Source organism: Streptomyces sp. DH24 (genome assembly GCF_029813775.1).
Lineage (GTDB): Bacteria > Actinomycetota > Actinomycetes > Streptomycetales > Streptomycetaceae > Streptomyces.
Genome location: NZ_JARVKW010000022.1, coordinates 111,951 through 123,236, shown reverse-complemented (window position 1 = coordinate 123,236; position 11,286 = coordinate 111,951). Strand labels below are relative to the sequence as shown.

At 71.8% G+C, this 11,286-nt stretch carries 10 protein-coding genes and 1 rRNA gene; 2 read left to right on the top strand and 9 right to left on the bottom strand.

Annotated features, from left to right (window positions below):
- Positions 1 to 6: 6 nt before the first annotated feature.
- A 5S ribosomal RNA gene (rrf, locus tag QC282_RS19460) occupies positions 7 to 123 on the top strand.
- A gap of 59 nt (positions 124 to 182) precedes the next feature.
- On the opposite strand, the gene QC282_RS19455 is transcribed toward rrf, so the two are convergent.
- The 4 genes from QC282_RS19455 to QC282_RS19440 are packed head-to-tail and all read right to left on the bottom strand — an operon-like array spanning position 183 to position 3,830.
- The gene (locus QC282_RS19455) at positions 183 to 857 is read right to left on the bottom strand and encodes a response regulator transcription factor (RefSeq protein WP_279550763.1); all 675 of its coding nucleotides are present in this window, start codon (positions 855 to 857) and stop codon (positions 183 to 185) included.
- Positions 854 to 2,098: a sensor histidine kinase gene (locus QC282_RS19450; protein WP_279550768.1), complete on the bottom strand. Its 1,245-nt coding sequence runs from the start codon at positions 2,096 to 2,098 to the stop codon at positions 854 to 856. Before QC282_RS19450 ends, QC282_RS19455 begins: the two co-directional genes overlap by 4 nt.
- Positions 2,099 to 2,127: 29 nt before the next feature.
- On the bottom strand, positions 2,128 to 2,913 hold the full coding sequence (locus tag QC282_RS19445; protein WP_279550762.1) for an ABC transporter permease: 786 nt from the start codon (positions 2,911 to 2,913) through the stop codon (positions 2,128 to 2,130).
- Positions 2,910 to 3,830: an ATP-binding cassette domain-containing protein gene (locus QC282_RS19440; RefSeq protein ID WP_279550761.1), complete on the bottom strand. Its 921-nt coding sequence runs from the start codon at positions 3,828 to 3,830 to the stop codon at positions 2,910 to 2,912. The genes QC282_RS19445 and QC282_RS19440 overlap by 4 nt, the downstream gene beginning before the upstream one ends.
- Before the next feature lie 94 nt (positions 3,831 to 3,924).
- On the opposite strand from QC282_RS19440, the gene QC282_RS19435 reads away from it, so the two are divergent.
- A complete protein-coding gene (locus tag QC282_RS19435) occupies positions 3,925 to 4,488 on the top strand; it encodes a GNAT family N-acetyltransferase (protein ID WP_279550760.1) in 564 nt (187 codons plus the stop codon).
- Between the two features lie 15 nt (positions 4,489 to 4,503).
- Here QC282_RS19435 and QC282_RS19430 read toward each other — a convergent pair whose 3' ends face one another.
- From QC282_RS19430 to QC282_RS19410, 5 genes are read right to left on the bottom strand one after another with little or no spacing between them, the layout of a single operon-like run.
- On the bottom strand, positions 4,504 to 6,105 hold the full coding sequence (locus QC282_RS19430; RefSeq protein ID WP_279550759.1) for a type VI secretion protein: 1,602 nt from the start codon (positions 6,103 to 6,105) through the stop codon (positions 4,504 to 4,506).
- Positions 6,106 to 6,118: 13 nt separating this feature from the next.
- Positions 6,119 to 7,531, bottom strand: coding sequence for an ATP-binding protein (locus QC282_RS19425; RefSeq protein ID WP_279550758.1), 1,413 nt, complete (start codon positions 7,529 to 7,531; stop codon positions 6,119 to 6,121).
- Between the two features lie 14 nt (positions 7,532 to 7,545).
- Positions 7,546 to 9,105, bottom strand: coding sequence for an SCO6880 family protein (locus QC282_RS19420; RefSeq protein WP_279550757.1), 1,560 nt, complete (start codon positions 9,103 to 9,105; stop codon positions 7,546 to 7,548).
- A complete protein-coding gene (locus tag QC282_RS19415; RefSeq protein WP_279550756.1) occupies positions 9,102 to 10,430 on the bottom strand; it encodes a hypothetical protein in 1,329 nt (442 codons plus the stop codon). Before QC282_RS19415 ends, QC282_RS19420 begins: the two co-directional genes overlap by 4 nt.
- A complete protein-coding gene (locus tag QC282_RS19410) occupies positions 10,420 to 11,250 on the bottom strand; it encodes a hypothetical protein (RefSeq protein ID WP_279550755.1) in 831 nt (276 codons plus the stop codon). The genes QC282_RS19415 and QC282_RS19410 overlap by 11 nt, the downstream gene beginning before the upstream one ends.
- Positions 11,251 to 11,286 lie beyond the last annotated feature (36 nt).

Here is an 11,286-nt window from a genome sequence, read left to right as displayed (position 1 = left end):
TAGTGTTTCGGTGGTCATAGCGTAGGGGAAACGCCCGGTTACATTCCGAACCCGGAAGCTAAGCCTTACAGCGCCGATGGTACTGCAGGGGGGACCCTGTGGGAGAGTAGGACACCGCCGAACAATTATTGGGAAAAGGCCCACACCTCACGGTGTGGGCCTTTCTGTTTTTCCCGGTCTTTTCAGGACGGGTGCACCAGTTTCGTGTCGTAGGCAAGAATCACCGCCTGAATACGGTCCCGTGAACCCGTTTTCGCGAGGACGCGGCCCACGTGGGTCTTCACCGTCGACTCGGCGAGGTGGAGGCGGGCGGCGATCTCCATGTTCGTCCAGCCCTTGCCGATGACTGTGAGGATCTCCCGTTCGCGCTCGGTCAGGGACGCGAGACGCGGGTCCTCGGCCGCGTCGCCGGAAGCGTCGTGAGGGCCCGCCGGCAGGTGATGGGCGTAGGCGTCCAGGAGCCGGCGTGTGAGACCGGGGGCCACCACCGCGTCGCCCGTCGCCACCGCGCGGATGCCGGACAGCAGCTCCTCGGGCTGGGCGTCCTTCACCAGGAAGCCGGAAGCCCCGGCCCTGAGCCCCGAGTAGGCGTACTCGTCGAGGTCGAAGGTCGTGAGGATGAGGACCCGGGTGCGGTTGCCCGCCGCGGCGATGCGGCGGGTGGCCTCGATGCCGTCCAGGCCGGGCATGCGGACGTCCATCAGAACCACGTCGGGGCGGAGTTGCGCCGTCATCCGGACCGCTTCGCTGCCGTTGGTCGCCTCACCCACCACCGTCATGTCGTCCTGGCTCTCCAGAAGCATCCGGAAACCGAAGCGCTGCAAGGGCTGGTCGTCGGCGATCAGGACCGTGGTCACTGCGGGGGTTCCTCCGGTAGGTGAAGGTGGACGCGCCAGCCCTGTTCCGGGGCGGGGCGGGGGCCGGCCTCAAGTGTGCCGCCGTACAGGGCCGTACGCTCGCGCATTCCCGGCAGTCCGCGGCCGTCGGACGCGGTGACGGGCGGGCCGCCGCGGCCGGTGTCGGTGACCGTGACGGTGACGGCGCCGCCGGGGCCGTAGGAGAGCACGACGTCGGCCGTCGCGTCGGGGCCGCCGTGCCTGAGGGTGTTGGTGAGGGCCTCCTGGACGACGCGGTACACGGCGAGCTGCCGGCCCGGGGGGAGGGCGGGGTCGCCGTGGACCGCGGCCGTGACGGGGAGGCCCGCCGACCGCACGCCGGCGAGGAGCTGGTGCAGGTCCGTGAGGGTGGGCTGCGGTGTCAGCGTGGCCGGGTCGTTCTCCTCCTCCTCGCGCAGGACGTCCAGGAGGCGGCGGAGTTCGCTCATGGCCTGGCGGCTGGTGGTGCCGATGGCGGCCAGGGCCTGGGCGGCGCGCTCGGGCGCCCTGGCGGCCGCGTACTTGCCGCCGTCGGCGAGGCCCGTGATGACGGAGAGGTGGTGGCCGATGATGTCGTGCATCTCGCGGGCGATGCGGGCGCGTTCGGCGGCGGTGGCGAGCTGGGCCTGCTGGTCGCGTTCGGTCTCCAGGCGGCGGGCGCGGTCCTCCAGGGCCTCGGTGTAGTTCCGGCGGGTGCGGACCGTGACGCCGATCAGGGCGGCCACCGCGACCGACATCAGCTGGGAGCCGATCTGCTGGTCCCAGGTGCCCTCCCCGTACCGGGCCACCGACACGACGACCGGCGCGAGCGGCAGGGCCGACGCCCACCACAGCGAGCGCAGGCGGCGGCTCAGGGCGATGTGGTAGACGACGCACAGCTGGAGCAGCGCCGCTTGGAGCGCGGCGCCGGTCCACGCGTTGAGCAGGGCGACGGGCGCCATGGCGAGCAGCACGGCCGCGGGATGACGGCGCCGCCAGAGCAGCGGCACCGAGAGGCCGAGGCTCAGGGCGAGGACGAGCCAGCCGGGCAGGCCCAGGTCGTGCGCGTTGTTGCGCCAGCCGCCACCGGCGTAGTCCATGAGCGCGGCCGTCACCCAGAAGCCCGTGAAGTGCACGTCCCACAGCAGCGGGTGGCGCCTGTCGAAGGCGCGCACCCGCCGGTTGATGCGCTGGACGTGTTCGGTGAGGGGTTCGGCCGCCCGTTCCTGCGTCACGGGCTCCATGGTGGAGTGTGCGGCCGCCGGGGAGAACCTCATACGTCCCGGCGCCTCAGTGAGACCGCGGCCAGTGCCAGGGCCGCCGCCGCCCACAGGACCATCGCCAGCAGTGCCGCGCCCCACGAGACGGCGCCCGGGAGCGGTGCGGCGGTGGTGAGGGTCTGCAGGGCCGTGCCGGGGAAGTACCGGACGGCGTCGTCGACGATCTCGTACGGCAGCATCGCGAGGACCTCCGGGACGATCATCACCAGGCCGATGAAGGCGCCCGTGGCGATCGGGACGGAACGGGCCAGCGCGCCGATGCCGAGGGCGAGGACGGTGAGCAGCGCGAGGCCCGCCGCGTTGCCGACGAGGGCGCGCAGGATTCCGTCGTCGCCGAGGGAGGCTGCCTTGTCGGTGCCGGAGAGGAAGGACTGGGCCAGAGGGAAAGTGAGCAGGTTGGTCCACAGGGTGAGCGGGAAGGCGACCGCGGCCAGGACCGCCGCCTTGGACCACAGCACGGGCAGGCGGCGCGGCACGGCCGTCATCGTGGCCCGGATCTGACCCGTCGAGTACTCGCCGGCCGTCGCCAGGATGCCCAGCACGCCCAGGTTGATCTGCGCGAACTGCATGCCGAGGAGCACCAGGACGACCGTGTCCAGCTGTTCCTCGCCGCCGTCGTACGCCGCGCTGACGCCCGTGCCCATCGCGACGGTCAGGACGCTCGTCGCGACGAGGGTGATCCAGGTGGAGCGCAGTGTCCACAGCTTGTGCCATTCGGAGCGCAGGACTCGCGCCGGGGTCACGCGGTACGGGCCCGGGGCCGGGACGGTGGTGCTCATGCTGCGGCTCCTTCCAGGGTCGCGGTGAACTCCACGTCGTCGCGCGTGAGCTCCATGAAGGCCTCCTCCAAGGACGCTCTGCCGGGGGTGAGTTCGAAGAGGGGGATGCCGTGGGCCGCGGCGGTGCGTCCGATGTGCTCGGCGTCCGGTCCCGCGACCCGGAGCGTCCCGGGTGCCTCGGAGGTGATGTCGGCGCCGGACGCGGTGAGCAGCCGGACCAGGGCGTCGGCCTCGGGAGTGACGACCCTGACCGTGCCCGCGCCGGACTGCCGGACGAAGTCGGCGACCGTCGTGTCGGCGAGCAGCCGGCCGCGGCCGATGATGACCAGGTGCTCGGCCGTCAGGGCCATCTCGCTCATCAGGTGCGAGGAGACGAAGACGGTACGGCCCTCGGCGGCCAGCGACTTCAGCAGGGTGCGGATCCACAGCACGCCCTCCGGGTCGAGGCCGTTGACCGGCTCGTCGAGGACCACGGTGGCCGGGTCGCCGAGCAGGGCCGCCGCGATGCCGAGCCGCTGGCCCATGCCGAGGGAGAAGCCCTTGACCCGCCGGCCGGCCACCTCGGTCAGCCCGGTGAGACCCAGGACGTGTTCGACCCGGCTACGCGGGATGCCGTGGGTGAGGGCGAGGGCGCGCAGATGGTGGTGGGCCGTGCGGCCGGGGTGGACCGAGCGGGCCTCCAGCAGGGCGCCGACCTCGGTGAGGGGCGCGGGGTGGCCGGCGTAGGCCCGGCCGCCGACGGTGGCGTGGCCGCGGGTGGGGGCGTCCAGGCCGAGGATCATCCGCATCGTCGTGGACTTGCCGGCGCCGTTCGGGCCGAGGAAACCGGTGACGGTGCCGGGCCGCACGGTGAACGACAGGTCGGTGACGACGGTCTTGTCGCCGTAGCGTTTGGTGAGTCCCTGAGCCGTAATCATGCTTCGATGCTCGGCCGTGCGGGGGCGTCGGGCGTCGGGCCGTGGGCCGTATTCCAGGTGAGCGCGGTGGTACCCCGGTACTACGGTGGCCGGCATGAGTACGACGACCCCCGGGGACTATGTGATCCGCTCCGTACGAGCCGACGAGTGGCGTGCCGTGAAGGAGCTGCGCTTGGCCGCGCTGCGCGATCCGGTCGCGCACCTGGCCTTCCTGGAGACGTACGAGCAGGCCGCGGCCAAGGCCGACGCGTTCTGGCAGGACCGGGCGGCCGGGTCGGGCGAGGGGTCGACCGGGGTGCGGCAGTTCATCGGCGAGGCGCCGGACGGGAGCTGGGCCGGGACGGTGACGGTGCTGCTGGAGGAGGCCGGGACGACGGACTGGGCCGGGCATGCCGTCGAGCGGCGGCAGGGGCACGTGGTGGGCGTGTTCGTGCGGCCCGAGCACCGGGGGACCGGGCTGATCCAGGCGCTGTTCGACGCCGGTCTGGAGTGGGCGTGGGGGCGCGGCGCGGAGCGGGTGCGGCTCATCGTGCACGAGGACAACGAGCGGGCGCAGCGCTTCTACCGCAAGGCGGGTTTCGTGCCGAGCGGTGTGGTCGTGTCGCTGCCGCAGGCCGACGGGGAGCGGGAGCTGGAGTTCGTCCTCGAACGGGGGTGATCCCGGGCGTGGGCGTCACACGGGCAGGTCGTGGTGCGGCCAGCGGGCGCGGCCCTGTTCGCGGGAGCGCAGCAGCGCCAGAGTCGGCATGCCGCGGTCCGTGCCGTCGGCCAGCAGCTCCGGGAGCTGGGGGAGGGGAGCGACGGCGGCCACGTCGTCGAGGACGAGGGTGAGTGGTGGGTCGAGCCGACCGGAGGATGACCGTTCGGCCATGCGCCGGCCGTGCTCGACCACGCTTGCGACGAGCGCCGTCAGGAGCGGCATCGCGCCCGGGTTCGTCCTGGGGTCCTCGATGGATTCACCCACCACATAAAGCGTGCCCCCTTCGTGGACGAAGGAATCCAGGGCGAGGGCATCACTTCGGTTGGGATTGCACGCCTCGCGGACGTTGACCGTGAAGAGGGCGCCCAGGGCACGGCTCGTCAGTTCCTGGGCGATGTCGCGGCGTTCGGGGTGCGCGGTGAGCGCGGCCTCCAGTTCGCCGGCGGAGCCCGGTGCCGCCTTGGGGTTGGTGCGGAGGATGCGTACGGCGTCCTGCACCTGCGTGCCCTGCGCCCAGCGGTGGACGTGCCGGACGGTGCGGCCGTCGACGGCGGCGGCGTGCAGATGGCAGCGCAGCAGGGTTTCGGCGGTGTCGCTCACTGCCTGGTCGATCTTGGCGGTGGGGCGGACGGGGGCGAGGAGCGCGGCGGCGCGGGCGGCTGCCGTCTGCTTGTTCTCGCAGCCCGCCGTGGGCGACCAGTGGAGGCGGGCCGGGGTGTCGCAGAGGTGGGTGGGGTCGTAGAGGAGGACGGGGCCCAGTTTGGTGCGGGCGTCCTTGGTGTCCTCCCAGAGGGCGGCGTTCGAGGTGACGACGAGGGCGGGGCCGACCGCGTCGTGCACGGCGGTGGTGGCGGTCGCGCGGCGGGCGTCCTTCGGGCCCACGAGGACGTTCTCCCGGCCGGTGCCGGATGCGGCGTCGAAGGAGGGCGCCGCGGGGTGGGGCGCGGTGGCCGCCGCGAACAGGGGGGCCGGGGTGTGCTCGACCGGCGACGGCTGGGCGGGGGCGGGACCGGGGGCCGTGCGCGGGGTGGGCAGCTCGTGCGGGGCGGGGGCGGGGGCCTGCTCCACGGCCGGGGTGGGGGACTGCTCCACGGCCGGGGTGAGGGCCGCGGTGGCCGTCTCCGGGTGGACCGGTGGCTGCTGCGGGCCCGCGATGGCGGTCTCCCGCGGGGCCGGCGCCGGCGCTGCCGTCCGCTCCGCGCGCCTGCGCAGCCGTACGGCCTTCCAGCGCGCCCACGTGCCCACCGCGAACACCGTCAGCACGAACAGCACCATCAGCTCGCCGATGAACAGCCCCCAGAACAGGCCGTATCCCGACAGCTGGGCCGCCGGGGTGTCCGGCCAGGCGCCCGCGAGGTCGTGCGGCTCGCCGATCAACCGGCGCATGGCCAGGGGCGTACGGGTGAACGTGACGCCGTCGGGCCAGGCGCCGTGGGCGAACAGCCCGGCCAGACCGGTGGCCGTCCACACCAGCAGGGTCATGCCGAGGAGGAACGCCAGGATGCCGATCAGCAGGCCGTCGGGGATGCCGCCCTGGCCGTCCCGTCGCCGGTCTCGGTGATCGTCCGGTCTCACGTCCGTCCTCCCCCTACGCCACCGTCGATTCGGAGTCGCCGATGTGCTGCTCCACGAAGGCCGCCGCCCGCTCCTCGGCCTCCCGTTCGGCGGCGCGCAGGGCGTCGTCCGTCAGGTGGTCGTCCGACGACTCGGTCATCGCCCGGTCGGTGAAGACCAGGGGGCGTTCGGCCTCGGTGATCAGGTGTTTGACGACCTGGACGTTGCCGTTGACGTCCCAGACGGCGATGCCCGGGGTCAGCGACGGGATGATCTCCACGGCCCAGCGGGGCAGGCCGAGCACCCGGCCGGTGGCCCGTGCCTCGTCGGCCTTCTGGGCGTAGATCGTCCGGGTCGACGCCATCTTCAGGATCGCCGCGGCCTCCTTCGCCGCCGCGCCGTCGACCACGTCGGACAGATGGTGCACGACGGCGACGAACGACAGGCCGAGGCGGCGCCCGAACTTCAGCAGCCGCTGGAACAGCTGTGCCACGAACGGGCTGTTGATGATGTGCCAGGCCTCCTCGACCAGGAAGATGCGCTTCTTCCGGTCGGGGCGGATCCAGGTGTGCTCCAGCCACACGCCGACGATCGCCATGAGGATCGGCATGGCGATGGAGTTGCGGTCGATGTGGGACAGGTCGAACACGATCAGCGGCGCGTCCAGGTCGATGCCGACCGTCGTGGGGCCGTCGAACATGCCGCGCAGGTCACCATCGACGAGCCGGTCCAGCACCAGCGCCACGTCCAGGCCCCACGCGCGTACGTCGTCTATGTCGACGTTCATCGCCTCGGCGGACTCCGGTTCCGGGTGCCGCAGTTGCTCGACGATGTCGGTGAGGACCGGCTGGCGGTCGACGATGGTCTCGTTGACGTAGGCGTGCGCGACCTTGAGGGCGAAGCCCGAGCGCTCGTCCAGGCCGTGCCCCATCGCGACCTCGATGATGGTGCGCAGCAGCGCGAGCTGGCCGGTCGTCGTGATCGCCGGGTCGAGCGGGTTGAGGCGGATGCCGTGGTCCAGGGCGGCCGTCGGGTCCAGCCGGATCGGCGTTATGCCGAGCTCCTGCGCGATGAGGTTCCACTCGCCGACGCCGTCCTCGCCCTGCGCGTCCAGGACGACGACCTGGCGGTCCTTGAAGCGGAGCTGGCGCAGGACGTACGTCTTCTCCAGGGCCGACTTGCCGTTGCCGGACTCGCCGAGGACGAGCCAGTGCGGGGCGGGGAGCTGCTGGCCGTACAGCTGGAAGGGGTCGTAGATGTAGCCCTTCCCGGAGTAGACCTCGCGGCCGATGATGACGCCCGAGTCGCCCAGGCCGGGGGCCGCCGTCGGCAGGTAGACCGCCTGGGCCTGACCCGTCGAGGTGCGCACCGGCAGTCTGGTCGTCTCGACCTTCCCGAACAGGAAGGACGTGAAGGCGTCCGTGAGGACGGACAGCGGATCCCGCATGTGTTCCTCAGCCCCTACCTTCGAATGCCGGTGGCGAACGGAAGCGTGTTCACGAAGGCGCGGTGGTGCTCGCGGTCGCACCACTCCAGCTTCAGGTACGACTTCCCGGCCGACGCCCGGATGGTCCGCTTGTCGCGGGCCAGGGCCTCGGGGGAGCGGGAGGAGACGGTGATGTAGCCGACGAGGTTGACGCCCGCCGCGCCGCTCGCGAGGTCCTCGCCGCGCTGGTCGAGGCGGTTGTGGGCGGCGATGTCACGGGGGTCGACGGTGCGGTTCATCTTGGCGGCGCGGGACGCCTCGGCCTCGTCGTTCGTCTTCTCCGTCAGCATGCGTTCGATGGCGACCTCGGTGGGCTCCAGGTCCATCGTCACGGCCACGGTGCGGATCACGTCCGGCGTGTGCACCAGCAGCGGTGCGAGGAAGTTGACCCCGACCGGGGTCATCGGCCACTCCTTGACCCAGGCGGTGGCGTGGCACCAGGGGGCGCGGGTGGCGGACTCCCGGGTCTTCGCCTGGAGGTAGGTGGGCTCCATGGCGTCGAGTTCGGCCGGCCAGGCGTTGCGCTGCGACATCGCCTGGATGTGGTCGATCGGGTGGTCCGGGTCGTACATCGAGTGGATGAGGGAGGCAAGACGGCCCTGGCCGAGCGGCTGGCGGACCCGGATGTCGGCCTCCTGCAGCCGCGAGCAGATGTCGGTCAGCTCGCGGGCCATGACGACCGCGAGACCGGCGTCCCGGTCGAGCTTGCGGCCGCCCAGCGGCCGGGCGGCCCGGGCCATGGCCTGGCCCTCGGCGGCGAGCTCGCGCGTGTAGTGCATGCAGGCGACGAGGTACGCGCGGTGCTGCTCGCTGCTGGTCGACACCATCGACTGGAGCTGGTCGTACGACTGCTGGAGCCACGCCGGGGCCCGGTCGTCGCCGCGGACGGCGACGTCCTTGGCGTGGGCGTCCGGGTCGGCGGGCAGGGTGCGGGCGAGCATCTGGATGCGGGTGACGAAGCCGTCGCCGTTCGCCACGTGCTTCAGGAGCGTGCCGAACCGGTCGACGAGCGCCTCCTGGTCCTCGGAGTCGCGCAGGCCGACGCCGGGGCCCTCGATCTCGATGGCGGCCGTCACGGTCTTGCGGTCCGCGTGCAGCAGGACGGCGATCTCGTCCGGCCCGAACGGCGCGGACAGCCAGGTGATGCGGCCGATGCCGGGCGGCGGGCCGACCTCCACCTCCCGCCCGTCGAGCCGGGTGCCGGCCTCCATGACGGAGGAACGGTACGTCGCGCCCTGCCGGAGGGTCCGCTTGTAGCTGCGGTTGATCTCGTACCACTTGTAGAACGTGCGGCGCTTGTACGGCACGTAGACCGCGGCGAGCGCGAGCATCGGGAACCCCATCAGGAGCACGATGCGCAGGGACAGGACGGGGACGAGGAGCCCGCACATCATGCCGAGGAACGCGCCCGCGATGATCAGGGCGATCTCGCCGGACTCGCGGTTGCGGCCGACGATGCCGTTCGGCCGGGCGCGGCCGATCAGATACGTGCGGCGGGGCGTGACCGGATGGGACACGTGGGACTCGGTCGTCAACGCCCTTCACCTCCCGTGCGGTTGGTACTGCTGTTGCGGGTGTTGCTGGCGTGCGGGGTGTTCGCCGGGCTGGCCTGGCGGGGCGCGGGTGCGGCGGAGGGGACGGAGCCGCCGCCGTTCGAGGCGCGGGAGCTGTGCGCGGCGACGCCGCTGGAGGCCGGGTTGGCCTGGCGGGGCGTGGACGAGTTCGCCTGGCCGTTGTTGTCCGCGCGGGAGCTGTGCGTCTTGATGCCCTGGGCGACGAGGGTCGCCGGGGAGCTGATGACGGCGGCGGCCTTGTTCTCGGCGCCCTGCATCAGGCGGTTGTTGCGCGAGCCGGCGATCTCGTCGCCGAAGCCGGGGACGAAGCGGTAGATCATCGCGGACGCGAAGATGGCCAGCAGGATGATGGCCAGGCCCGAGACGACGGCGGAGAAGGCGTCGGGCCCGTCGTCGGCGGACAGCGCCCCGGCCAGGCCGAGCACGATGACGATGACGGGCTTGACGAGGATGACGGCGATCATGATCCCGGCCCAGCGCCGTACGTGGCCCCACAGGTTCTTGTCGACGAGCCCGGCGTAGACGACGGTGCCGAGCAGGGCGCCGACGTAGAGCAGGGCGGCGCGGATGACGAGTTCCAGCCACAGGACGCCGGCGGCGACGATCGACACCAGCGACACGACGATGAGCATGATCGGGCCGCCGCCGATGTCCTCGCCCTTCTTCAGGGCGGCGGAGAACGTCCCGAAGAACGTGTCCGTCTGCTCGCCGGTCGCCTTGGCGAGGACCTCGGTGACACCGTCGGTCGCCGACACGATCGTGTACAGGATCAGGGGCGTGAAGGCGGAGGCCAGGACGGTGAGCCACAGGAAGCCGACGGCCTCCGACAGCGCCGTGGTGAGCGGCACGCCGCGCACCGCCCGCTTGGCGACGGCCAGCAGCCACAGCAGCAGCGTCAGGATCGTCGACGCGGCGAACACGACGGCGTACTGCTGGAGGAACGTCGGGTTGGTGAAGTCGACGTCCGCGGTGTCCTCGACGGCGGCACTGAGCTTGTCGACGGTCCAGGCGGCGGCGTCGGCACAGCCCTTGGCGAGGGAGGACAGGGGGTCGACGGTGCCGGTGGGGTCGAGCGAGGTGGCCCCGGGCCCCCGACTGCCGCCGCCTTCGCTTTCGCAGTAGTCCTTGGCGGGGCCGACGATGAGGTCGCAGTTGTCGTCCGACGGAGTCGGTGAGGGTGAGGGCGTCGGTGCTGCGGCGGCTCGGGTGGCCAGCAGTACGGCAGTGACCTGTACGGCAGTGACGGCAGCGGCGATCTTGAGGACGCGGCGCGGGCTACCGGGCATACGTAAACCCTCCGTACTGCTCGACGGCCTTGGCCATCTCGTCGGCGCTGGATGCCTTGTTGTCGCCCGGGACGGGCGCCGGGCCCTCCTTCTGGGAGAAGCTGTCGACCTTCCAGTCACTGTCTGCCCAGCGAAGCCGCAGCGTCATGGTGAACCAGTCACTGCTGACCGGGTTGGTCGAATCCTCACCCGCGGTCCCGAACACCCCGGTGCACCACACCTCGACGGTCGCGGCAGCATCGGAGTAGTTCGTGACCTTGGTGCCGATCGGCATGGTGCGGGACACGTAGGTACGGCCCGCGGCGGCGTTGCCGTTCTCGTCCAGGCCGATGTTGTTCAGGAACTCCTTGGTGTACGCCTTGCTGAACCTGTCCTCCAGCGCGGCCTGCTTGTCGGCGACGAAGACCTGCCGGATGATCTCGGTCCGCCGAGCGGGCTTCAGCATGTCGGCGGAAACCAGCGCGACCGCATAGTTCGCCCCCGCGCTCTCCGCCCCCCGCCCGTCACGCGAGAACCCCGATGGAATCCCGCCGTTCTTCGACTCCACCGGACGTTGGCCGGAAGGTGCCGTCGAGGCGGCTTCCGGTTTGTCGGCCGTTGTCTCGCTCGGGGCGGAATCGTCTCCTCCGCGGTTCGCGAAGGCGATCGCCGCGATGAGGAGGGCGATCACGCCGACGACCGTCACCATGCTGCGGGACGACGACCGGCCGCCCCGCCGGGCGCCGCCGTAGACGTCGCCGCCCGCGTCGGGCAGCCGGGTGCGTGTCTGGCCCGTGCCGCCGTAACCGCCGGAGGCCTCGTGCTCGTCACCGGGACTCATGCCGCGTACGCCCCCTCGACGTCGAACGGATACACC